21 protein-coding genes are annotated in these 21,705 nt (G+C 73.0%); 7 read left to right on the top strand and 14 right to left on the bottom strand.

The window, feature by feature from the left end; translation table 11 throughout:
• Positions 1–157: 157 nt before the first annotated feature.
• Positions 158–352: a hypothetical protein gene (locus ACGFIQ_RS06870; RefSeq protein ID WP_357072596.1), complete on the bottom strand. Its 195-nt coding sequence runs from the start codon at positions 350–352 to the stop codon at positions 158–160.
• 170 nt (positions 353–522) lie between these two features.
• Between ACGFIQ_RS06870 and ACGFIQ_RS06865 the strand changes: the two genes are divergently transcribed.
• Complete coding sequence (locus ACGFIQ_RS06865) at positions 523–1,173, top strand: dienelactone hydrolase family protein (RefSeq protein ID WP_393240196.1); 651 nt, start codon at positions 523–525, stop codon at positions 1,171–1,173.
• 3 nt (positions 1,174–1,176) lie between these two features.
• Here ACGFIQ_RS06865 and ACGFIQ_RS06860 read toward each other — a convergent pair whose 3' ends face one another.
• Positions 1,177–2,280 (bottom strand): AI-2E family transporter, encoded by a 1,104-nt coding sequence (locus tag ACGFIQ_RS06860; RefSeq protein WP_393240193.1) that lies wholly within the window; start codon positions 2,278–2,280, stop codon positions 1,177–1,179.
• A gap of 113 nt (positions 2,281–2,393) precedes the next feature.
• Entirely contained in the window at positions 2,394–2,999 is a 606-nt protein-coding gene (locus tag ACGFIQ_RS06855; RefSeq protein ID WP_393240190.1) for a hemerythrin domain-containing protein, read from the bottom strand.
• Between the two features lie 79 nt (positions 3,000–3,078).
• On the opposite strand from ACGFIQ_RS06855, the gene ACGFIQ_RS06850 reads away from it, so the two are divergent.
• Complete coding sequence (locus ACGFIQ_RS06850; protein ID WP_393240187.1) at positions 3,079–4,497, top strand: aromatic acid exporter family protein; 1,419 nt, start codon at positions 3,079–3,081, stop codon at positions 4,495–4,497.
• A gap of 10 nt (positions 4,498–4,507) precedes the next feature.
• Here ACGFIQ_RS06850 and ACGFIQ_RS06845 read toward each other — a convergent pair whose 3' ends face one another.
• The 8 genes from ACGFIQ_RS06845 to eccB all read right to left on the bottom strand — a co-directional run bounded on the left by ACGFIQ_RS06845 (position 4,508) and on the right by eccB (position 11,041).
• Positions 4,508–5,152, bottom strand: coding sequence for a C39 family peptidase (locus ACGFIQ_RS06845; protein ID WP_393240184.1), 645 nt, complete (start codon positions 5,150–5,152; stop codon positions 4,508–4,510).
• A gap of 296 nt (positions 5,153–5,448) precedes the next feature.
• On the bottom strand, positions 5,449–5,856 hold the full coding sequence (locus tag ACGFIQ_RS06840; RefSeq protein ID WP_393240181.1) for a pyridoxamine 5'-phosphate oxidase family protein: 408 nt from the start codon (positions 5,854–5,856) through the stop codon (positions 5,449–5,451).
• Positions 5,857–5,887: 31 nt separating this feature from the next.
• Positions 5,888–6,229, bottom strand: coding sequence for a hypothetical protein (locus ACGFIQ_RS06835; RefSeq protein WP_393240179.1), 342 nt, complete (start codon positions 6,227–6,229; stop codon positions 5,888–5,890).
• Between the two features lie 59 nt (positions 6,230–6,288).
• Positions 6,289–7,086: a hypothetical protein gene (locus tag ACGFIQ_RS06830; protein ID WP_393240176.1), complete on the bottom strand. Its 798-nt coding sequence runs from the start codon at positions 7,084–7,086 to the stop codon at positions 6,289–6,291.
• Between the two features lie 154 nt (positions 7,087–7,240).
• Positions 7,241–7,603, bottom strand: a complete 363-nt coding sequence (locus ACGFIQ_RS06825; protein WP_393240172.1) for a hypothetical protein — start codon at positions 7,601–7,603, stop codon at positions 7,241–7,243.
• A gap of 208 nt (positions 7,604–7,811) precedes the next feature.
• Positions 7,812–9,077, bottom strand: a complete 1,266-nt coding sequence (locus ACGFIQ_RS06820; RefSeq protein WP_393240169.1) for a hypothetical protein — start codon at positions 9,075–9,077, stop codon at positions 7,812–7,814.
• The gene (locus ACGFIQ_RS06815; protein ID WP_393240167.1) at positions 9,070–9,438 is read right to left on the bottom strand and encodes a hypothetical protein; all 369 of its coding nucleotides are present in this window, start codon (positions 9,436–9,438) and stop codon (positions 9,070–9,072) included. Before ACGFIQ_RS06815 ends, ACGFIQ_RS06820 begins: the two co-directional genes overlap by 8 nt.
• An 88-nt stretch (positions 9,439–9,526) precedes the next feature.
• Positions 9,527–11,041: a type VII secretion protein EccB gene (gene eccB / locus ACGFIQ_RS06810; protein WP_393240164.1), complete on the bottom strand. Its 1,515-nt coding sequence runs from the start codon at positions 11,039–11,041 to the stop codon at positions 9,527–9,529.
• 161 nt (positions 11,042–11,202) lie between these two features.
• On the opposite strand from eccB, the gene ACGFIQ_RS06805 reads away from it, so the two are divergent.
• A complete protein-coding gene (locus ACGFIQ_RS06805; RefSeq protein ID WP_393240161.1) occupies positions 11,203–12,390 on the top strand; it encodes a type VII secretion protein EccE in 1,188 nt (395 codons plus the stop codon).
• A gap of 9 nt (positions 12,391–12,399) precedes the next feature.
• On the opposite strand, the gene eccD is transcribed toward ACGFIQ_RS06805, so the two are convergent.
• On the bottom strand, positions 12,400–13,797 hold the full coding sequence (eccD, locus tag ACGFIQ_RS06800) for a type VII secretion integral membrane protein EccD (RefSeq protein ID WP_393240159.1): 1,398 nt from the start codon (positions 13,795–13,797) through the stop codon (positions 12,400–12,402).
• A gap of 165 nt (positions 13,798–13,962) precedes the next feature.
• Here eccD and eccCa point away from each other — a divergent pair, with 165 nt between their 5' ends.
• From eccCa to ACGFIQ_RS06785, 3 genes are all read left to right on the top strand, one after another.
• Positions 13,963–17,928, top strand: coding sequence for a type VII secretion protein EccCa (eccCa, locus tag ACGFIQ_RS06795; protein WP_393240156.1), 3,966 nt, complete (start codon positions 13,963–13,965; stop codon positions 17,926–17,928).
• Between the two features lie 379 nt (positions 17,929–18,307).
• On the top strand, positions 18,308–18,616 hold the full coding sequence (locus ACGFIQ_RS06790) for a WXG100 family type VII secretion target (protein ID WP_088986628.1): 309 nt from the start codon (positions 18,308–18,310) through the stop codon (positions 18,614–18,616).
• A 25-nt stretch (positions 18,617–18,641) separates the two neighbouring features.
• The gene (locus ACGFIQ_RS06785) at positions 18,642–18,920 is read left to right on the top strand and encodes a WXG100 family type VII secretion target (RefSeq protein ID WP_357072537.1); all 279 of its coding nucleotides are present in this window, start codon (positions 18,642–18,644) and stop codon (positions 18,918–18,920) included.
• Between the two features lie 129 nt (positions 18,921–19,049).
• Here the strand turns inward: ACGFIQ_RS06785 and mycP are convergent, their stop codons facing one another.
• Positions 19,050–20,291 carry a type VII secretion-associated serine protease mycosin gene (mycP, locus tag ACGFIQ_RS06780; RefSeq protein WP_393240153.1) on the bottom strand — a complete coding sequence of 414 codons (1,242 nt, stop codon included), beginning with the start codon at positions 20,289–20,291 and terminating at the stop codon, positions 19,050–19,052.
• 50 nt (positions 20,292–20,341) lie between these two features.
• A complete protein-coding gene (locus ACGFIQ_RS06775; RefSeq protein ID WP_393240150.1) occupies positions 20,342–20,677 on the bottom strand; it encodes a helix-turn-helix transcriptional regulator in 336 nt (111 codons plus the stop codon).
• 228 nt (positions 20,678–20,905) lie between these two features.
• Here ACGFIQ_RS06775 and ACGFIQ_RS06770 point away from each other — a divergent pair, with 228 nt between their 5' ends.
• Positions 20,906–21,613, top strand: coding sequence for a carbonic anhydrase (locus ACGFIQ_RS06770; RefSeq protein WP_393240147.1), 708 nt, complete (start codon positions 20,906–20,908; stop codon positions 21,611–21,613).
• Positions 21,614–21,705: the final 92 nt, after the last annotated feature.

Genomic DNA, 21,705 nt, shown 5'->3' with positions numbered 1-21,705 from the left:
GCAGCGCGGCCTCACTGAGCCCCGCCCGGGCTGCCATCGCCACCACCTCCGGCGGGGGGGGGGGGGGGCGGGGGGGGGGGGGGCGGGGGCCCCCCCCCCCCCCCCCCCCCCCCCGCCACGACTACGTCACATCGGACCGGCTCGCCGGTCCCGGCAATCAGACCGGCTCGCCGGTGGACGGCCGCCCGATCGCGTCCCGGGGCGCCGCCGCCTTCGGATCGTCGGGCAGCCGCGCCGAGGCGGCCTGGTCCCCGAAATCCTGATCCCCGACGTCCTGGGTGCGCTCGGCGTCCTGTTCCCGCTGGGTCCGCTCGGTCAGTTGCTGCTGCCGGGAAATCTGCTGCTTGGCCATGGCGATCCTCGCGATCCGTCGGGGCGCGGTTGCGCCGACACGGTCTGCGGTCGCTCGTCGCGTACCCGACGGTCTTTTCGGCAAACGCGGCCGGCGGCGAGGGTCGTCCGGGTGCGTGCGGTGCGGTGGGTGGGGTAACCCGGCGGCAAACGAGCATTCCGGAGGTGGGCATGGACGAGCAACGCCGCACGGTGACCATTCCGGTCGGGGACGCCCAGCTCCCCGCCGACCTGATGCTGCCCGCTCAGCCCGTCGGTGTGGTGCTCTTCGCGCACGGCGGCGGCAGCTCCCGGCACAGCCCGCGCAACGTGGCGGTGGCCCGCACCCTGAACGGACGCGGGCTCGCGACGGTGCTTGTGGACCTGCTCAGCCCGAGCGAGGACGAGGTGGACGCCCGCACCGCCGAGCTGCGGTTCGACATCGGGCTGCTGGCCAGCCGGTTGGCCGGGATCGTCGACTGGTTGGCCGGCGAGCGTCCCGCCGGTGCCGTACCGATCGGCCTGTTCGGGGCCAGCACGGGAGCCGCCGCCGCCCTGGTCGCGGCGTCGTCCCGCGCGGATCGGGTGGGTGCCGTGGTCAGCCGGGGCGGCCGGCCGGACCTGGCCGGTGCCGCGCTGGCCCAGGTGCGTACCCCGACGTTGCTGCTGGTGGGCGGCCTGGACGAGGAAGTGCTCACGCTCAACGAGCGGGCGCTGGCGGAGTTGGGGGAGGTCGGCGAGCTGCGGGTGATCCCCGGTGCCACCCACCTCTTCGAGGAGCCCGGCACCCTGGAGCAGGTCGCCGACCAGGCCGGCGCCTGGTTTACCACGCACCTCCGCTGATGATCACCCGGGGGACGTGAGGGCCGAGGCCGAGCGACGCTGTTGGACGGTGTCGATGACGCGCCAGAGGACCGCGGTGATCGGGACGCTGACGAACGCGCCGGCTATCCCCGCGATCAACGTGCCGGCCGTGACCGCCACCAGGATCACCGCCGGGTGCAGGCGGACCTGTCGCTTCATGACCAGCGGCTCCAGCAGGTTGCCCTCGATCTGCTGCACGGCGATCACGGCGGCCAGGGTGAGCAGCGCGGTGGTGGGGCCCTTCGCGGCCAGTGCCACCAACACCGCGACCGCACCGGCCACCGTCGCTCCGATGATCGGCACGAAACCGCCGAGGAAGGTGATCAGCGCCAGCGGCAGGGCGAGCGGCACGCGCAGCACCACCAGAGCCAACCCGATGCCCAGCGCGTCGATGGCGGCGATGAACATGGTGCCCCGGCTGTACGCACCCAACGTCCGCCAACCGGCCCGGCCGGCCTCGGCCAGCACCGGCTGGGTCGTGCCGGACACCCGCGACAGCACCCAGTGCCACATCGACCGGCCGTCCTTGAGCAGGAAGAAGAGCAGCACCAGGGCGAGCAGTGCGGAGCCGAACACCTCGGTGGCGGTCCGGGCACCGGCGACCGGGTCCGGGGAACTGCCGCTGAGCCCCTGCCGGGCCTGGTCGACAAGCCGGTCCAGTTGTGCCTCGCTGACCGGCAGCGTGGACGTCACGAAGTCGCGGGTGCGCTCCACCCCCTGGGTCAGCTCCTGGCTGAGCTGGTCGAACTGACTGGCGGTCAGGTTCCACACCAGGGCGCCGACACCGACCAGGATGCCGAGCAGCAGCAGTACGGTGCACAGCGCGGCCAGCGCCGCCGGCAGACGCAGCCGACGCAGCAGGAGCAGCACCGGGTCGAGCAGTGCGGTGAGGAAGATGGTGGCGGCCAGCGCGATGGCCAGCGGCGCCAGCAGGACGGCGATCCGGCCCAGCAGGTAGAGCCCGGCGATCACCACCACCAGGCAGGCGCTCCACGACACCGCGGTCCGGACCAGCCAGGGCAGTGCCGCCCAGGTCTGGCGTGGCCCGGAGCCGCCGGTTGTCGCGTCGGGTCCCTCTGCCGCCATGTCGGTCCTCCTCGATCTCGGCGAGGTCGGTACCCAACCGGTGACGTGCCGACACCCGTACCGGTGCACTGCCGCTGCCCGCGCGGATCGTACGCCGGCCGACCAGGGGCTTTCTAGTGCTGTTGCTTCTCGCGGAGCTCGTCCACGGAACTGGGACGGCCGCTCAACGCGTCGCGTATCCGGTCGACCAGACCGATGCCGGGGGCGAGCAGCCTGTTCGCCGGAGGAAGGTCCGGTGTGCTCGGATGTGGCCGGGTGGGGCCGATCCGCTTGACCGTCAGCACCCTGTCGGCCGCGTCGATCAACTCCTCCCGGGCCGTCGCGGCGCGCAGCCGGGGGAAGAGTTCGTTCTCCTCCTCCCGTACGTGGTGGCGGATGGTGTCGGCCAGGTGGGCGAGGAACTCGTCGAAGCGGGGGTCGGACGGGTCGACGGACTCCCACTCCTTCATGGTCCGCTCGGCGTCGGCGTGCTCGGCGATCTCCCGGTCGGCGATCTCGTCACCGTCGGGGAGTGCCTTACGCGCGATCGGATAGACGTACGCCTCCTCGGCCACCGAGTGGCGGACGAGCTCGGCGATCACCACGTCGGCGAGACGGCGGCGGTGCTCGGGGGTGCCCTGCCGGGTCTCCAACTCGACCAGGAGTGTCTCGACCTCACGATGGTCGGCGACCAGGATGTCGACGACGTCGTGGTCGTCGGCGGTCTCTCGGTTACTCATCTGACGGGCCCCTTACCGGTTGCGGATCGGTGGGAGGTGTGTGGCCCTGGTACCCCCACGGGGCTGCACAAACCTACCGATGACGATGGGTCGCACGGGGTCGTTGGTGCCGGTGGTCGCGGTGGTGCCCGATCGGCACGCTTGCCGCGTCGTCGTCGGGGTAACCGCCGCCATGGCCGACGACCGCCCACCCGCCGACCGCGAGCAGTCGCGGCTCGACGACGCCGCCGAGCGGAGCGGTCGGGCGGTCCGGCGGGCGCGGCACCGCGGCGGGCGGGCCGGCCGGATCCGGGCCCGGCAGTGGGAGGTCACCCTGATGATCTCGCTGCAGGCCGGGTTGGCCGCGGCGATCGCCGCCCTGCTCGCCCAGAATCTGCTCGGCCCCGGTGCGCACGTCTTCGCTCCCGCCGCCGCCGTCGGAACGATCGCCACCGCCATCGGTCAGCGAGCCCGCCGCACCTTCGCGCTGCTGGCCGGAGTGGCCCTGGGCATCATCATCGGCGACACTCTGCGGTACATCCTCGGCTCCGGCCCGTGGCAGACCGGCGTGGTGGTCGCGCTGGCCATCGCCACCGCGCTGCTGGTGGCCGGAAAGGGCGGTCCGCTCGTCGGTCAGGCCGGCGGTACCGCGGTGCTGATCGCCACGCTGGCCCCGATGGAGCGAGGCCTGGAGCTGCCCCGGATCTTCGACGCGCTGGTCGGCGGGGGAGTTGGCCTGGTGGTGGTCGCACTGCTGTTGCCGATCAACCCGATGCGCGTGCTGGACCGGGCCGCGGCGCCGATCTACGCGACTCTCTGCGGGCATCTCGACGAGCTGGCGCAGGCGATGCGGGCGCGTGACGGCAAGCGGACGATGGGCGTCCTGGAGCGGCTGCGGAACACCGACGACGACCTGAGCCGGCTGCACGACGCGCTCAGCGGCGCCGAGGAGGTGGTGACGATCGCGCCGGTCCGCTGGCACCGCCGCCAGCAGTACCACCAGTACGCCCGTACCGCGGACCACCTGGAGCGGCTGCTGCTGGACAGCCGCGCGTTGGCCCGCTGGTCGACGACCGCGTTGCAGTACGACGAGCCGATCCCACCGGAGTTGCCGGATGCGATAGGCCGACTGGGTCAGGCGGTGGCGGCGATGCGGACGGAGTGCCGGGCCGGTGAGTACCCCCAACACACCCGCCGGCTGGTCGAGCAGTGCGCCGAGCTGGCCGGGCGGGCCTTTGCGAGCGGGGTCAAGTCGTTCGGCGAGGCAATCGTCACCGGGCTGCGTACCTCGGCCAGCGACCTGCTCCGGGCGGCCGGCTGTGAACCCGACGACGCCAATCGGATCGTGCGCCGGGCGGCCGGTGCCGGCGAGGCCGAGGTCCACCCACCGGTCCACCGACAACTGCGGCGGATCCGTCCGACCCGCGCCGCCCGGTTTCGTCGGCGTGCGCACCTGGCCGCCCGGATGCGCAACGAGGGCCGGGCCGGCCTCCCCGCGAGGGAGAGACCGGCCCGGTGAGCTGGCTGGGTCAGGAGGAGTAGCCGCGCTCGGCGATCCAGTTGGCGACCTTCGGCAGGCTCATCCAGTACTCGCCCAGCGCCGGGTCGGCCGGGTCAGCGACCCGGAGGGTGTCGCCACCGTCGCGGTAACCGACGAGGGTCAGGTAGTGGCCGCCCTCGTACGAGTGCGGGTTGCCGTCGGTGTCCACGGTGGTGCCCATGATGTTTGCCACCACCGGTCGACCGGCGTCCACCGCGGCCACCACGTCCCGGCGGAGCTGCTCGACCTGGTCGGGACGGGCCACCGCGTCACGGATCTCGGTGGTCCGGTACTTACCGCCGGTCAGCTCGTTCAGGACCCGCGTGGTGTCCAGGGCCGACGGGGTGCCCGCCTCGGTGGTGCCCAGCAGTTTGGCCACCGCGTCCTGCGAGAGGGCCTTGCCCTGGGCGGACAGCGCGATCCGCGTCGCGGCGGGGCCGCAGTAGAAGAAGTTCGGCTGGGCCTGGTAGTCGATGCTGAGGATCCGCTCGGCGGAACGGTCGGTCTGGTTCGACGACGTCGGTGCGGTCTGCGTCGGTGCGGCCTGCGCGGCCACCGCCGGGCCGAGGGCGCAACCGCCGGCGACAAGCATGCCGACGACGGACAAACCGCTCTTCTGGACGATCGGATTCATGATCGAGTCTCCGTTCGGGGGTTGGTGCGCCTCCGGCCGGCGGAGGGCAGCAGCACCGGGAATGGCGCTCGGCTCAGCGGTGGGCGACGACCGGCGGCCGGGTGTCGGCCGTGGGCGTACCGGATGCGTAACGGGCCGGCGGTGGCCGACATTCCGGCGGCCCCGGGTGCGGGACACCGCGACCAGGTGAAACGACCGCTGGCGGGGCGGGGTTCCGGTGGGCCCTCGCTGCCGACCGGCCGCGTCCGAGGGAGGGCGGTAAGCCCCTTTGTGGGATAGACCAGGCAGTGGGCCGGTCAAAGGCTCCCGAGCAGTCCGGTGACGGTGATCTCGATGACGACCCGTTCCGGATTCGGGCGCGGTGTCCGATACCGCTCGGCGTAGCGGCGCTCCGCCTCCGCCACGGCGGCCCGATCCGACCGCAGCACCGCGCGGCCCTCGATGGTCAGCCAGCGGCGGCCATCCACGTGGCACACCGCCACCGCCGCGCCCGCCGCACCGGCGGCGGCCACCTGCCGGGCCTTGCGGGAGCCGCCGGAGGTGATGACCCGGGCCAGCCCGGCCGCCGGGTCGAGGGTCACCCCGACCGGTACGACGTGCGGGGTCCCGTCCGCACGAATCGTGGTCAGCGTGGCGAGGTGCCGTTCCGCACAGAAGGCGACAACACGCTCGTCGTGCACGTCCAACCGATGATCGCCCGCCATGCCCGTCCCCTGTTCACCGAAACGACCCCGATCATGGCACGCGGCGGCGGACGCGATCGGGATCCGGTGGGGAATCCGGCTGGCCGGGCAGTTGGCGGCCGGCCGCCCGGCGCTGGTGCACCAGCCGGGTGAGGTAGATCAGCGCGGCGGCCAGGACACCCATGTCATCCAGGTAGATCGGGTCCGGCAGCACGTCCACCGGAAAGATCGTGTAGATCAGTGCCCCGTAGAAGGCGACCTTGCCGCCCGCACCGAGCCCGGTCAGCATCCGGCGCGTACGCACCACCCGCACCGCCAGCACCACGGCACCGACAAGTGTGGCGATCGCCAGGACGCCGGCGATCACCACGAGGACCCACGCCTGTCGGGACATGCCGTCACGCTAACCCACCCGGAGCCGGGCGGCTCAGAACGCGGGGACCGCGGCGCGGCTCAGAACGCGGGGACCGCAGCGCGGCCGCGGGCGGTCACCTTGTTTTCCCGGGTCTGCTCGACCGACGGCCTGGCGACCTCGCTGAGCGGCAGCACCGATGCCGACTCCGCCACCCGTCGCCCGGTGGCGGCGTGGGCCTCCTCGCGCAGGCTGCGAGCCGCCGCGACGGCCAACTCCGCCGCCCGCCAGGCAACCTGCTCCTGTTCCCGGGCCGCGGCGTGCCGGGCCGCCAGATTGTCCCGGATCGCCCGCCGGAGCACCAGTTCCTGCGCGACCGGGTGCAGCCGCGGATCCCAGCCGTCGCGGTGCGCGAAGACATCGCTGAGCTGCTCCACCGACAGCTCCCGCCGCCAGTACGCGTCCAGCGCGGCGCGGTGCAGGTAGCGCTCGCGGTCCGCGTACTCGGCGGGGGTGCGGGTGGTCTGCGGCAGTGGCATGGCGGCTGCCGCGCCGAGCCGCCGGACGGCCGCCTCCGCCGCCTCGTACGCCTCCCAGGCTGTCTCGACCGCCTCCTGCGCGGCCACCCACTCGGTGCGACGGCGCTGGGCGGTGGTGGTCGCCCGGGCGGCGGCCACCGCGACCTCCTGCGCGTAGCGGCTCTGCTCCCGCTCCTCCTGCGCCTGCTCCAGTTGGCTCGGCATGGCCGCGCGGCGGATCCGGGCACCCGGGTCGAGGCGGAGTCGGCCGGGCCGTAGCAGCAGAGCGGAGACAGCGACGCCGACCACGCCGAGCAGGCTCAGCCAGATGGCGGCAGCCCGGGAGAGGTCGGGTAGGGCGGCGGAAAGGACGGATTGCATGATCAGCACCTCGCGGTCGAAGGCGGGTATCGACGGGTGGCAGAGGAGCCCGAGGAACACCGGTCGGCCGGGTGACGGGGTCAGACCCGCCGGGGGCGACTCAGCCGCCGCGACGGATTACCCGGACCGGGCCCCGGAGTGTGCCGGGCCAGGATCAGCGGGTGGGTGGGCCGCGTCGTGCGGGAACGCCACGGCCGGGATCGAGGGCCGGCGCGTGACCCGGGCCCTGGACGATCGGCCCGGCCGGTGCGGCGGTGTCGACCGGGCGAGCCGGTCGGGCGGCAGCGGGCTGCGCCGCCGACCGCTCGGTGACCGGCGTGGCATCGGGGCGGACACTTGCCACCCGGCTGCTCACGGCACTGGGCCGCAGCTGCGTCGAGGCGGGCGGTGGGGTCGCGGCGAGGGCGCCGCCCAGGCCGACCGCGAGCACCAGCGCGGTGATCGCCAGCCGGGTCAGCTCACGCAGTGACCGCAGCACGGCCCAGCGGGCCGGGCGGACGAACACTGCGGACGACACCCGACCAACCTATCGTCTGCCCCGACGTGTCGCAGCACGGCGACGGCACGATCCGGCGTGACAGCCACCACCCCGCACACTGTGGACGACGACGATCGACACCCGGAAACGGCGGTGCCCCCGGCCGGATCGGGTCCGGTCGGGGGCGCCGCGCGTCGTTCGGGTGGTGTCGCCGGTGGCGAACGGTCGCCCCGCGGCGGGTCGTGGGTCAGCTGCCGGAGCCGAGCACCGGTGGCGCGGCGTCCGCGCCGTCGCCCCACACCATCTCGTCCTCGGTCAACCAGGTCAGCCGCTCATCGGAGTCGTCGTCCTCCGACCGGCCCCGCCCGCCGAGCACCCCGGAGCCGTTGCGGGCCGAGCCACCGGTCGTCGCGGCCCGGCCGCCGCTGCCGCCACGCTGGCCGTCCATGCTGCGCCCGATGCCGTTGGCGGAGCGGGCATCGGCCGTGGGCGCACCACCGGGCGGACGAGCCGAGGTGGTGGGCGTGCCGCTCGAACCGGCGAGCGCGGCGGTGCGCAGGACACCGCCGGCCGGTGCCCCGCCGGGCATGCCGTAGAGCAGCCCGGGGCCGACGCTCGCACTGACCGGCACCGTGGCCGACCCGGCCAGGCCGGCCAGCCCGGCGGTGGCACCCCCGGTGAGCAGTGCGCCGCCGACAAGTGGATCCGCACCGGCGAGGACGGTGCCAGCGCCGAGCGGGCCGGCGGCCACGGCGGGCGTGCCACCGGTGCCCGAGCCGCCCCGGTCCGGAACCGAGGTGTCACCGACGACAGGTGGTGGGGCAGCACGCTCAAGCCTCGAGACTGTCGCGTCGCCGGTGTGCGCGCTGACGTTGCTGCTGCCGGGCCCGGCGCTCGCCTTGGCGACGGCCGAAACGCTCTGCGGCGTCGTCGACTCCGTGTTGATCCGGTTCGGGGTGTCCGGGTCGGGCAGCGGTGGGTCGACCACCCGGTCGTACGCGGAGATCTCGTAGCCGCTGGCCAACTCGGCCACCAGGTTGACCATCCGCTGGTGGGCCTTCTCCTGCTCCTGCTTGTCCTGCTGGTGACCCACGAAGCCCATGACCATCGCACCGGGCAGACCGAAGGTCACGGCACCCTTGATCGTGCCGGAGATCGCCTTGTCGTTGTCGTCGGTCTCCTCGGGGCTCTCGGCCTGCCTGTGGGCGGTGCGCAGGTGCTCGGCCATCATGGTCAGCCCCTGCTTGATGCCCGCCATCCCCTCGCCCAACGCGTCGGAGTGGGCGACGATCAGGCTGAGTCGCCGGTGGAACTCCCGACCTGCCGAGCCCGTCCAGGTGTTGCCGAGCTTCTCCAGGTCGCCGCTCAACTCCCGGCCGAGACCGTCGAGGATCCCCTTGAGTTCGGCCCACTGGGCGGCAACGCCCTCGATCTGCTCCGGTTTGCCGGCCATCACGCCGTCGTACAGCTGCTGGTGACTGCTGCCCTGGTAACGCTGGGTGTACTCAGACACGGCCGTTCTCCTTCGGCTGCAACGCCCGATCGACCCCGGACAGCGCGTCGGTCACGTCGGTGGCGTTGGCGGCGTTACGCGCCTCGGCGGTGCGGTAGTTGGTCAGGATCGTGCTCGTCGCCTGCTGCGCGGCCAGCACCGCCTGCCGGATCCGCTCGGCCTGGTCGACATAGGACTGGTGGACCTCGGTGTAGCGACGCGCCTTGTCGGTGGCGTCGAAGAAGGCACCCAGCGCCGGAGGGCGGCACTGCATCTCGGAGTTGAGCTTGCGCAGCACCGTCTCGACCTGGCTCAACCGCGACGCGAGGTGCTGGTGAAAGTCCTCAAGGGACAACAGGTCGACTTCCGTACGCCCGGTCATGGCAACATCCCCGTCGTTCTGGTTGACAACCGTCAGCGACGTTCAGGTTAGTCCACCGCCGCGATTCGGTGCGACCCGTCGCGGCTGCTCAGCCGTCGGCACCTGTCGATCCCACGGGCGTCCCGCCGCCCGCCCCGCCGGCCGGTGGAGCGGGCGGCGGGGGCGCGGCTGCCGGCGGCGCGGCCGGTGCCGGCGCGTCGGGCGAGAAGACGGCCATCGCGTCCTGTTGGGTCAGGGTGGGCCCGGTCGGGATCAGTGCGAGCAGCGAGCCGGGGACCGCGAGCGGGGTGACCCCGCCGTAGCCGAGCACGGCCAGGGTCTCCGCCGAGCCGAGCGGGTACCGGATGCCCTGCGGGCTGATCAGGTAGATCGTCGACCCGGCGGCACCGGATCCGCTGGTCCCGGCACCGGGCGAGGCCTGCGCGACGACGCCCTTGCCGCCGGGCAGCAGCACCGCCTCGGCGGTGCGTACGGCGTCCCGCCTGGTCTGGGGCACCGGCACCGGGCCCGGATCGCTCGTGGTCAGCTCGGCCGGCGCCCGGTCGAAGACTTCCAGGGTGGTGGTCGGCGGGCCGCCCGCTCTGCCCGCCCGGTACGTCGCGCAGAGCGCGGTCTGACCGGGCCTGGCCGGGTGGACGGCGGGCAGCGTCGTGGGCAGCCCCTCGTCGTCCACCCGCTGCTCGACGTAGAGATCGCCGGCCTGGTCCGGGGTGATGTCGGTGATCTGGCCACCGCCCCGGACCATCAGCAGAGCGGTGATCTCACTGACCGGGGCGAGACCTTCCCGGGTCAGCACGTAGTGCTGCCCGGCGGCGCTGAACACCTGACCGATGACGGCCGGTCGGCCGGCCACCCTGCGTACGCTGCTCTCGCCCTCGCCGGGCAGTGCCGGCTTGCGCAGCGGTGGCCCGGCCGGCACGGCGTTGAGCAGTTGCTGACCGACCCGTAGCGGGGTGGCGCGGGACATCTTCAGCGCCGTGATCGTCGGGTCCCCGTCGAGCACCTGGAGTCGGGTGTTGTTGGCGAGCAGGTACCGCTGCCCGTCCACCTCGACAAGCACCGAACGGTCACCCAGCGGCACGCCGCCGGGCAGCGCCCGGTCGATCACCACCTTGGTGCTGGAGCGCGCGGGGTCGACCGGGTCGGGCACGTCGCAGACCGACCAGGGCAGGCCGGTCAGCGACCTGCGGTCCGGCAGGGCGTCCGGTGCCCCGACGATGCCGAGGGTGAGCCCGCGCGGCCGGTCCCGCAGTGCGGCCTGGGACATCGTCCGCGCCGCCGCGTCCGGCTTGTTCAGGACCAGGCGGGCCGAGGTGTAGTTGAGCGTCGGATGCAGCCGTCCGTTCAGGAACACGTACGTCGCGCCGGTCTCCCGTTCGATGACCAGGGTCTGGTCGTTCAGTGGCGCGGTGCCACCGGTGAACTGGCCGTAGGCACCAACCCCACCCAGCACGACGGCCGCGGTGATGACACTGCCGAAGACGGCCATGCCGAGCCGTCGCATCGGCAGGTTGGTGGTCTCCGGGTCGCCCGACAGCAGCGCGGAGACGATCCGGCGGGTGACGAAGCGGTACGCCTGCACCTGATCGCGGCGGGTCCGCATGACTTACCTCCGGCGGGGTGGATCCGCGACGATCAGGTCGGGGTGCCGTCGCGGGCTTCCCTACGATAAGGGGCCGACGGAGGTTCCTCGGGACCGCCGCTCGTGGCCGGCACCGGACCGACCCGGCGCCCAGCCGTACCGTGCAGGAGGGACAGTCAGCGATGACGCAGGTTCAGGCGCGACCCGCCCGAGCGGCCACGGCCCCGTCCGACGGGGCGACGCGACCGGCGCCGCCGATCGACCGACCCGGCCGTGGACGCGTCGGTCCGGTGCTCGTCGGGCAGCTCGTCGTGCTGGAGCTGTGTGTGGTCGGCGTGTGGGCCGCGTCGGCCGGGCCCAGTTGGCTGCTCGGCACGGCGACCGCTGTCGCGGTGCTGGTCCTCGCCGCGACCTTCGCCCGCCGAGGGGGCCTGTGGTGGTTCGAGGACCTGCTGCTGCGTGGGCGGTTGCGGCGGCGCGGCGAGCGGGCGTCGGCCGCGTCGGGCGGCGGCACGGCCGGCGACCCGCGGCTGGCCGCACTCGCCCCCGAGCTGAGCGTGATCGAGTTGACCGACCGCGGCACCCGGCTCGGCATCGGGCGCGACGACGACGGCTGGTTCGCGGCGGTCGCGCTACAGCCCACCGGCGGTGCGACCGCCGGTTCGGTGGGTGCGTCCACCGTGGACGAGGTGTTGCGGGTGCTCACGGACTTCAGTGCCCCGGTCTCGCGCACCCAGGTGGTCGCGCACACCCTGGTCTGGTATCCGGCGCCCGGTGCTCCGCCGGCGGCACACCGGACCGTCTGGGTGGCGCTGCGGCTGACCGTCGCCGACGCGCGGGCGGAGGCGGTGAGCCGGGGCGGCGGGCTCCCCGGTGTGCACCGGACGGTGGCCGCCGGGATCGGTCGGCTGGGTAAGGCGCTGACCTCGGCGGGCCTGACCCATCGGCCGCTCACCCGGGACGAGCTGCGCGCGGCCATCGTCTCGGCCGCCGGCCTGGACCTGGGGCCGGAGGTGCCGGCGGAGACCTGGCAGGGGCTGCGCGGCGGCGGCTGGACCCACCGTTGCCTGGTGCTGCGTGGTCGAACGGACGTGCCGCTCGGCCCGCTGGTGGACGCGATCACCGCGACCTCGGCACCGTCGCACACGGTGGCCACGACGGTGTCGGCGGACGGTCGGGTGGCGTCGCCGCTGCTGCGGGTCGCGGCGATGGACAACCACGTGGAGGCGCTGGTCAAGGTCGTCCGGGACATCGCGCGACGCACCGGCACGTCCACCCGGGCCATGGACGGTCAGCACGGACCGGGCGTCTACGCCACCGCGCCGGTCGCGTCGACGCTGGGTGCCACCACCCGTCCGCAACAGCGCTGACCGGGGCGGTCAGGGCCGAAGGTTGACGATCCAGCCGTAGAGGCCGCAGACCCAGAAGGCGAGCGGGACCAGCGAGATGATCAGCATGATCTCGGCGATGTCGAGCAGCCGACCCCAGACCGGCGAGATGCGCTTGCCGGCGACGGTCAGGCCGTAGATCAGGCTGACCACGGCGGCCAACACCAGCCCGCCGAGGATCAGGCCCAGTCGGACCGGCAGCGACCCGCCGGCGAAGGTGGCCGCGGCGGCCAGACCCAGCCCCACGGTGCCGGCCAGCAGCACGGGGGTGCGCTGGGCGCGGCCCAGCAACGGGCGGGCCCGCAGCAGCGACAGCAGGGCCAGCACCAGACACAGCAGCACCGCCGACACCCGCCCGTCCAGGGCGAGCACGAACTGCGCGCCCAGCACCAGCACCGAGAAGGTCCACAACAGACCGGTCATGAACTGGTCGGCGCGTTCGCTGCGCTGGAGCACCTGCCGACCGTCGACGGACTCGCTGTCGGTCTTCAGATCCTCCGGACCCGTCGGGATCGAGGGCACCGGCAGTCGCGCCAGCCGGTAGGCAGCCATCGGCAGTGCCGGCACCACGGCGAACGCGACAGCCGCCACCACCGCGGCGGAGGCCGGCGCGTCGAGGTCGAGGACCAGGCAGAGCAACGCGCCCAACCCGGTCGCGGCCCCCACCCCGATCGCGGCGAAGAAGAGCGGATAACGGTCGCCGACCGCCAGCACGGCGACCGCACCGGCGACCACCGCCGCGGTCGCCGCGAGCAGGACGTGCGGGCTGGCCATCTCGGCAAGTGGCCGATCGCCGGCGAGCAGCAACAGGCCGCCGACGGCGGCATACCCCAGGGCGACCATGGCCAGCACCGCGCCGGTGCGGCTGTCACCGGCGGCCCGGGACAGCACCGCCGAGCCGACCAGCAACGCCACCGCCACCAGCAGGGCGGCCAGCGCGCCGGGCAGGTGCGGCGGGCCGGCGAAGAGCGCGGCGAGCGCACCGACGCCGAGCGCCGACGCCGCGAACACCACCGCGAAGGACCGGGTCGCGCCGACCTGCCAGGCACCGGGGCGTTGGTTGGTCGCGGTGGCGACGGCATCCACCACGTCGTCGAAGACGATCTCCGGGGCGGCCGCGGACCGGGGGTTGAAGTAGAGCACCTCGCCGTCGCGGACACCGAGCTGCGCGGCGGTACGACCACCGTCCAGCGGCGCACCACCCAACCTGGACAGTGCCCAACCGCCGTGCCGCGCCCCCTCGTCGGCCATGTCCTCGCCGGCGTAGAGCAGCAGGGTGGGGAGCAGGTCGGCCATCGGCACGTCCGACGGCAGGGCCAGGTCCATCCGGGTACGCGGAGCCACGATGGTGATCCGGCTCAGCCCACCGGTCGCCGTCTTCGTCGCCACAGTGGCCTCCAGGTGTGCGTCGATGCTCGGCTGGCCGCGATGCCGCGCTCCGGGACCACCGCGCCCACGGCAGATTACCTACGATGGCGGGCACGTACGATGCCCACCCGCGGGCTCCGGCCCGCGGCGGCACGTCATCAGGCCGCTTCTGGGGAGGAGACAGCCGTGAGCACTGTGGTGTTCCGCCGGCTCCCGCGTCAGCCGGGACCGGCTCTACCGCGCGGTGAGGTGCTGCTGGAGTCCCCTCCCGAGCTGCCCGAGCCGACGCCCCGCGGGATGGGGCAGCTGCTCATGATCCTGCCGATGTTCTGCGGGGTCGGCGCGATGGCGTTCCTCTACGCCGGCAAGGGCGGCGGCATGATGACGTACGTCGCCGGTGGCCTCTTCGGCGTCTCGATGCTCGGCATGGCGATCGGTTCGCTGGCCAACAGCGGAGGCAAGGACAAGGCCGAGCTGAACGCCGACCGGCGCGACTACATGCGCTACCTGGCCCAGATGCGCAAGCGCACCCGGCGCGCCGCGGAGCAGCAGCGGGCGGCGATGACCTGGCGGCACCCGGAGCCCGACGCGCTCTGGTCGATCGCGGCGTCCCGGCGGCTCTGGGAGCGACGGACCACCGAGGACGACTTCGGCGAGACCCGGATCGCGCTCGGCCCGCAGCGCCTGGCGGTGGAGATCGTCCCGCCGGAGACGAAGCCGGTGGAGGACCTGGAGCCGATGAGCGCCATCGCGCTGCGCCGGTTCGTCCGCGCCCACTCCACGGTTCCCGAGTTGCCGACCGCGCTGTCGGTGCGCGCGTTCAGCCGGGTGGTGCTGCGCGGCGACCGCGCGCCCGTGCTCGACCTGACCCGGGCGGCGCTCGGGCAGTTGGCCACCTTCCACGCCCCGGACGACCTGATGGTCGCGGTGGTCGCCGCCCCCGACCGGCAACCCTCCTGGAACTGGGTGAAGTGGCTGCCGCACGCGCACCACAGTGCCCGCACCGACGCCGCCGGTGCCCGCCGGCTGGTCTTCGCCAGTCTCGCCGAGGCCGAGGCGTCGCTGGCCGCCGAGTTGGCCGGTCGACCCCGGTTCGCGCCCGAGGCCAAGCCGTTGACCACCGCACCGCACCTGGTCGTGGTGATCGACGGTGGCGAGGTCTCGCCGACCTGCCAACTGGTGGGTCCGGGGCTGCTCGGCACCACGGTGATCGACCTCTCCGGGACGGTGCCCCGCGATGCCGGTCGCTGGCTGCTCTGCCTCGACGCGGCCGATGGCAGGTCGCTCGACCTGGTGCGCGGCAGCTCGTCGTCGCCACTGGGTCGCCCCGACCAGCTCAGCGCCGAGGCGGCCGAGGGGCTGGCCCGGCAGATCGCCCCCTACCGGCTCTCCCAACAGCAGGCCAGCAGCGACGAGCCGCTGGCCCGCAGCACGGAGCTGCCGGACCTGCTCGGCGTGGGCGACGCCGCGACGGTGGACGTGCAGCACACCTGGCGCCCGCGCGGTCACCGGGACCGGCTGCGCATCCCGCTCGGCGTCGGCCCGGACGGCAACGTGGTCGAGCTCGACTTCAAGGAGTCGGCGCACGAGGGCATGGGCCCACACGGCCTGGTGATCGGTGCCACCGGCTCCGGCAAGAGCGAGCTGCTCCGGACGGTGGTGGCCGCCCTGGCGGTGACCCACTCGTCGGAGGAGCTCAACTTCGTCCTGGTGGACTTCAAGGGTGGCGCGACGTTCGCCTCGTTGGAGGCGCTGCCGCACACCAGCGCGGTGATCACCAACCTGGCCGACGAGCTGCCGCTCGTCGACCGCATGCGCGACGCGCTCGCCGGCGAGATGGTGCGTCGGCAGGAGCTGCTGCGGGCGGCGGGCAACTACGTCTCCCGCTTCGAGTACGAGAAGGCGCGGGCGGCAGGTGAACCGCTGGCCCCGATGCCCAGCCTGCTGATCATCTGTGACGAGTTCAGCGAGTTGCTCGCCGCCAAACCCGACTTCATCGACCTGTTCGTGATGATCGGCCGGTTGGGTCGGTCGTTGGGCGTGCACCTGCTGCTGGCCAGTCAGCGACTCGAAGAGGGCAAGCTGCGTGGCCTGGACACCCACCTGTCGTACCGGATCGGTCTGCGGACCTTCTCGGCCGTGGAGAGCCGGATCGTGCTCGGCGTGCCGGACGCGTACGAACTGCCGAACGCGCCGGGGCACGGTTACCTGAAGACGGACACCAGCACCATGCTGCGGTTCCGGGCCGCGTACGTGTCCGGGGCGTACCGGCCGCCGGGGCAGCAGGCCGCCGCGTCGCAGGCGCTGGTGCAGCGCAGGATCGTGCCGTACGGCCTGGACTTCGTCGCGGCACAGCTCCCGCAGCTGCCGGTGGACACCGCGCCGGAGCCCGAGCAGCCGGCCGACGGCAAGGCCGTGGCGATGCTCGACGTGCTGATCGGCCAGCTCAAGGGTCGAGGCCGCCCGGCGCACCAGGTGTGGCTCCCACCGCTGGCCGACCCGCCGGGCCTGGGTGAGTTGCTCGGCCCGCTGACCGTCGACCCGACCTTCGGGTTGTGCACCGCGTCCTGGCCGGGTCGCGGGCGGCTGTCCGTGCCGGTCGGGGTGGTGGACCGCCCGTACGAGCAGCGCCGTGACCCGATGATGGTCGAGCTGGCCGGGGCCGGTGGCAACGTGGTCATCGTCGGCCGGTCGCTGAGCGGCAAGAGCACGATGCTGCGTACGCTGCTCGCCTCGATGGCGCTCACCCACACACCACGTGAGGTGCAGTTCTTCTGCCTGGACTTCGGCGGAGGCGCGCTGCGCAGCCTGGAACGCCTGCCGCACCTGGCCGGGGTGGCCGGTCGGCGGGACGTCGAGGCGGTCCGCCGGACGGTGGCCGAGGTGGTCGCCATCCTGGACGACCGGGAGACGCGCTTCGCCCAGCACGGCATCGACTCGGTGGCCAGCTACCGTCGCCGACGGGCGGCCGGCGAGTTCGCCGACGACCCGTTCGGTGACGTGTTCCTGGTGGTGGATGGTTGGAACACGGTGCGCCAGGAGTACGAGGAGCTGGAGCAGACCATCACCACGCTGGCCAACCGGGGCCTCGGTTTCGGTGTGCACGTGGTGCTCACCGCGGTGCGGTGGGCGGAGATCCGGATCAACATGCGCGATCTGCTCGGCACCAAGCTGGAGCTGCGTCTCGGCGACGCGTCCGAGTCCGAGATCGACCGCCGCGCGGCGATGAACGTGCCGGAGAAGGCGCCCGGCCGTGGCCTGACCCGGGACAAGCTGCACTTCCTCACCGCCGTCTCGCGGCTCGACGGTCGTCGGGACATCGACGACCTGGGCGAGGCGTCGGTGGCCCTGGCCGGGCACGTGGCCGCCAACTGGCCGGGTCGTCCGGCGCCGAAGGTGCGGCTGCTGCCGCGCCGGCTGCCGGTGGCCGAGCTGGCCCGGATCATCGACCGGTCGGCGCCCGGTCTGCCGATCGGTGTCAACGAGTCGGCGCTCGCGCCGGTCTACCTGGATCTGGCCAACGAGCCGCACCTGACGGTCTTCGGCGACGCCGAGTGCGGCAAGACCAACCTGCTGCGGCTGATCGCCCGGGGCATCACCGAGCGGTACACGCCCGCCCAGGCGCGGCTGGTGATCGCCGACTACCGGCGTGGCCTGCTGGGCGCGGTGGAGGGCGATCACCTGCTCGACTACGCGCCGTCCAACCAGGCGTTCGCCCAGGGGCTCGCGTCGATCCGCAGCGCGTTGTCCAACCGGTTGCCCGGCCCGGACGTGACCACCGCCCAGCTGCGCGATCGTAGCTGGTGGAAGGGCCCGGACCTGTACATCCTGGTGGACGACTACGACCTGGTGGCCTCCGGTGGCAGCAATCCGTTGAGCGCCCTGCAGGAGTTGTTGCCGCAGGCGCGCGACATCGGTCTGCACCTGATCGTCACGCGTCGCGTCGGTGGTGTGTCCAGGGCGCTCTACGAGCCGGTGCTCCAGCGGCTGCGCGAGCTGGACTCGCCGGGCCTGCTGATGTCCGGCAACCGGGAGGAGGGCGCCGTCTTCGGCACCCTGCGGCCGAGCCCGCAACCGCCGGGCCGGGGCACCCTGGTCCGCCGACGCGACGGCCAACAGCTGATCCAGACCGCCTGGTCCGAGCCGTCCTGACGGGACGGTCAGGGCCGGCTGGTCCGGTAACGCGCGGCCTACCGCCACATCCGATGGGAGAATCCTGTGGGCACATCGGGATGGGCTGCCACCGGCACTGGTGTTGCACCGCGCGCTCGACGTGCCGGCGCTCTGGCTGGCCGTGGCGCTGCTGGTGGCCATCGTCGTGATCGGCGCGGTGCTGCACGTCCGCTCCTGTTCTCGGTCGTCCTGACCCGATTCACCGGCATCCATCGGACGGCGTCGGCCAGGGCTGCGAGGGCTGGTCGTATTCCGCTACGGTCTTCACTGGAGTGTCCGTCGGTGGGGTGTTGCTGCCTTGCCGCGGGGGAGGGGTGCGGCAAAGCCGCCACCACAACATGACGGAAGGGTGTGAAGCATGGCGTTCGAGGTCGAAGCTGCGACTCTGCATACCGCCGCGAGTGACGTGCGGTCCACGCGCAGCGAGGTCGACGGCGAGCTCAAGAAGCTGTGGAACGTGGTCGACGACCTGGCCATGGCGTGGAAGGGTCAGGCGTCCACGGGCTTCCAGTCGCTGATGACGCGCTGGAACGAGGACACCGTCAAACTGCTGACGGCGATGGACAACATCGCTGACCTGCTCGACAAGTCGGGTACGACGCATCAGGTCAACGACGAAGAGCAGCAGCAGATGCTGGACAAGTTCCACTCTGCTCTCAACCCGTGATCCGCAGGCAGCAGAGGGGGAAATCGTGACGATCAAGGTTGACTACGCGGTCCTCGAGAGCAGCAATCAGCAGATGCAGGCCATCTCGAAGACGCTCGAGGAAAAGCTCGACACGCTTCGGGCGATGCTGACCAAGCTCCACTGGGACGGCGAGGACCGGGTTGCCTACGAGCAGCACCAGGCGAAGTGGGATGCGGCGGTTGGGGACATCAACCGGATCCTGAACGAGATCGGCGGTGCCGTCGGCATCGCCCGGGAAAACTACCTCACCACGGAGATGAGCAACTCCAAGGTGTGGAGCTGACGTATTCGCCGGTGCGGCTCCGGTCCGGTTCGTCCGGGCCGGAGCCGCATTGGTCTGTGGTGTGCGTGTCGCGGCGGCAGCGGGGCGACGTGCGGCCGGCTCGATCGGCGGCCACCACCATCCACCCGGTCAGCTGGCCGCCGGTGCGTCCGGGCGTCGGCCCGGGCGCCAGTCGCGTTTGCGGCCCCGGGCCACGATCGGTCGTGCGATCAGCAGCAGCACGGTGAGCAGCCCGCCGACCGCCGCCGCCCAGATAGCGGCGGTGCGCTGCCAGCCCAGGGGGTCGTCGTGCGCGACGGGCGCCGGGAGCGCGCCGGCGGGTGGGTTCTCCCGGGTGCCCAGCAGGCTCGACACCGCCCGGTACGGGTTGACCACGCCGTAACCGATGTCGGCGTTGTGGCCCCCCGGTGGGTTGTCCGCCGTGCGTTCCAGCCGTTCGGCGACCTGGCGCGGGGTGAGGGTGGGGTAGGCGGCCCGGACCAGCGCGGCAACCCCCGAGACGTACGCGGCGGCGAAGCTGGTGCCGCCGGTCGGCTCGGCGCGGTAGCCGGAGCCCTGGGGTGCCGGCCCGATGATGTTCAACCCCGGTGCGGCGATGTCGACGTAGTCGCCGCTGATCGAGCTGCCCACGTGACCGCCCTGCTCGTCCACCCCGCCGACGGCGATCACCCCGGGGTACGCGGCCGGGTATCCCGGCCGGTCCTGCTGGTTCTCCACCCGGTTGCCGGCGGCGGCGACAAGCACCACCTGCCTGGCCAGCGCACGGTCGACGGCCGCCGTCAGCTCGGGGCCGGGAATTGTCGTGAGGGACAGGTTGATCACATCGGCGCCCTGCTCGACCGCCCAGTCGATCGCCGCGGCGATCTGCACCGGAAGTTGGGCGTCCCTGGTGTCCTTGAGGTCCGGCAGGACCCGGATCGGCAGGATGCGGGCCGCCGGGGCGACCCCGCTGAACGGGGCGCCGGTGCCCTCCCGGCCAGCGATGATGCCGGCGATCATCGTGCCGTGCCCGACCAGGTCGCACTGGCCCTGGTTGGCTGCCAGGTTGCTGAAGTCGCGACCCTCGAGCACCTGGCCCGCGAGGAGCGGATGGACCGCGGAGACCCCGGAATCGATCACTGCCACCGTCACGCCGGCGCCCCGGGACAGCGGCCACGCCGCGGACGGCTCCAGTCGGCGCAGCGCCCACGGCATCGCCGTCAGGCCCTCCTCGCTGACCGGCCCGCAGGCCGGCAGTGCCGCCCGCGCCGGCACGGGTGCCACAAGTGCGCTGCCCAGCAGGGCAGCCAGGGCTGCACTGAGGACACCGCGAGCGGCACGGCCACTGCGGCGGAACGGGTTGGTCGCGCTCAACGGCGGGCATTCGCGCACTCGCAGAGATTACCGCTGCGCCCCGTCGGGCAGCGGCCCGGCGACCTGGGTCAGGCCGGCGGGCTGACCTCCGCGGTGGGCGTCTCGGCGAACAGCGCGAGCAGGTCGCCGACCTGGCGGTCGGCCTCGGCGGGGTGCCGGAACCGGCCGGACGGGTTGAGGGTGTATTCGTTGCGCCGGCCCACGCGGGTGCGGTGCAGGTATCCGCCCGCCTCCAGGTCGGCGACGATCGCCTGCGCGGCCCGTTCGGTCACGCCGACCTCGGCCGCGACGTCGCGTAGCCGGGCGGTGGGGTCGCGGGCGATGGCCAGCAGAACGTGCCCGTGGTTGGTGAGGAACGTCCAGTTCCGCCCGCCGCCGGTGTCGCCCGTCGCAGTGCTCGCCATGGTGTGATCGCCTCTTTCGGATGTCCGCCCTGCCCCCGGCAGTCTCGTCCGCCCCGCCCCCGGTGCGTCGCCCCGGGGTCGATCCGGAGTCAACGTATGAAATCTAAATCACGCATACCTTGACGCATCTTACCGTGCGTGTGACGGTTGAGCCCGAGCCAGCGCCCGCCGCCGGCCCGGCTGACAAGCCGGTTGACCAGGTCAAACGCGTGAATACGAGGTGCGGGGATGAGTCTTCCCGGAACGCCCGGCGGGCAGCCGGGTCCGCAGCGGAGCACCGACCGGGCGTCCGCGATCAGCGATCCGGTCCAGGCGTACGCCGAGCTGACCGCCGGAAACCGGCGCTTCGTCAGCGGCGCCCCGCGCCACCCCAACCAGGACGCCGGGCGCCGGGCCGCCGTGGCCGACGGGCAGCACCCGTTCGCGGTGATCGTCGGCTGCTCGGACTCGCGCCTGGCCGCTGAGATCATCTTCGACCGGGGGCTTGGTGACCTGTTCGTGGTCCGCACGGCCGGGCACACCGCCGGTCCGGAGGTGCTGGGCAGCGTGGAGTACGCGGTGACAGTCCTCGGCACCCCGCTGGTGGTGGTGCTCGGCCACGACTCGTGCGGGGCGGTGCAGGCGGCGCGGGAGTCCGCCGCGACCGGCACGCAGCCTCCCGGGCACCTGGGCGCGGTGGTCGATGCCGTGCTGCCCAGTCTGGCCCGGGCCCGCGCCGAGGGTGTGGAGGACATCGACGGCATCGTCGACATCCACATCGCGCAGACCGTCGAGACGCTGCTGGGGCAGTCGCCCGTGCTGGCCGACGCGGTGGCGCAGGGGCGGTGTGCGGTGGTGGGTGTGTCGTACCGGCTCGCCGCCGGCGTGGTGCGCCCGGTGGCGGCCGTGCCGGCCGGCTTCGCGACGCTCGACGTGCCGGCCGGGTCGGCCGCCTGACACGTCGAGGGCCGCCCCGCACGAGGCGGAGCGGCCCTCGGGCCTGTTTCATAAGAGCTGGCCGCCCGGACTCCGCCTCGACTCGGCCGCCC

The sequence above is a fragment of the Micromonospora sp. NPDC048898 genome (assembly GCF_043198035.1).
Lineage (GTDB): Bacteria > Actinomycetota > Actinomycetes > Mycobacteriales > Micromonosporaceae > Micromonospora.
The sequence above is the reverse complement of the archived record's forward strand: the minus strand, read 5'-3'. Positions and strand labels throughout refer to the sequence as shown.

Excerpts from the sequence above, each read along its gene's own strand:
- ACGFIQ_RS06850 (WP_393240187.1), top strand. The coding sequence starts at position 3,079 with ATGACGATGGGTCGCACGGGGTCGTTGGTGCCGGTGGTCGCGGTGGTG.
- ACGFIQ_RS06855 (WP_393240190.1), bottom strand. The coding sequence starts at position 2,999 with ATGAGTAACCGAGAGACCGCCGACGACCACGACGTCGTCGACATCCTG.
- ACGFIQ_RS06860 (WP_393240193.1), bottom strand. The coding sequence starts at position 2,280 with ATGGCGGCAGAGGGACCCGACGCGACAACCGGCGGCTCCGGGCCACGC.
- ACGFIQ_RS06870 (WP_357072596.1), bottom strand. The coding sequence starts at position 352 with ATGGCCAAGCAGCAGATTTCCCGGCAGCAGCAACTGACCGAGCGGACC.
- ACGFIQ_RS06815 (WP_393240167.1), bottom strand. The coding sequence starts at position 9,438 with ATGACCGGGCGTACGGAAGTCGACCTGTTGTCCCTTGAGGACTTTCAC.
- ACGFIQ_RS06840 (WP_393240181.1), bottom strand. The coding sequence starts at position 5,856 with ATGGCGGGCGATCATCGGTTGGACGTGCACGACGAGCGTGTTGTCGCC.
- ACGFIQ_RS06775 (WP_393240150.1), bottom strand. The coding sequence starts at position 20,677 with ATGGCGAGCACTGCGACGGGCGACACCGGCGGCGGGCGGAACTGGACG.
- ACGFIQ_RS06835 (WP_393240179.1), bottom strand. The coding sequence starts at position 6,229 with ATGTCCCGACAGGCGTGGGTCCTCGTGGTGATCGCCGGCGTCCTGGCG.
- ACGFIQ_RS06805 (WP_393240161.1), top strand. The coding sequence starts at position 11,203 with ATGACGCAGGTTCAGGCGCGACCCGCCCGAGCGGCCACGGCCCCGTCC.
- ACGFIQ_RS06865 (WP_393240196.1), top strand. The coding sequence starts at position 523 with ATGGACGAGCAACGCCGCACGGTGACCATTCCGGTCGGGGACGCCCAG.
- ACGFIQ_RS06790 (WP_088986628.1), top strand. The coding sequence starts at position 18,308 with ATGGCGTTCGAGGTCGAAGCTGCGACTCTGCATACCGCCGCGAGTGAC.
- ACGFIQ_RS06845 (WP_393240184.1), bottom strand. The coding sequence starts at position 5,152 with ATGAATCCGATCGTCCAGAAGAGCGGTTTGTCCGTCGTCGGCATGCTT.
- ACGFIQ_RS06770 (WP_393240147.1), top strand. The coding sequence starts at position 20,906 with ATGAGTCTTCCCGGAACGCCCGGCGGGCAGCCGGGTCCGCAGCGGAGC.
- ACGFIQ_RS06830 (WP_393240176.1), bottom strand. The coding sequence starts at position 7,086 with ATGCAATCCGTCCTTTCCGCCGCCCTACCCGACCTCTCCCGGGCTGCC.
- eccB (WP_393240164.1), bottom strand. The coding sequence starts at position 11,041 with ATGCGGACCCGCCGCGATCAGGTGCAGGCGTACCGCTTCGTCACCCGC.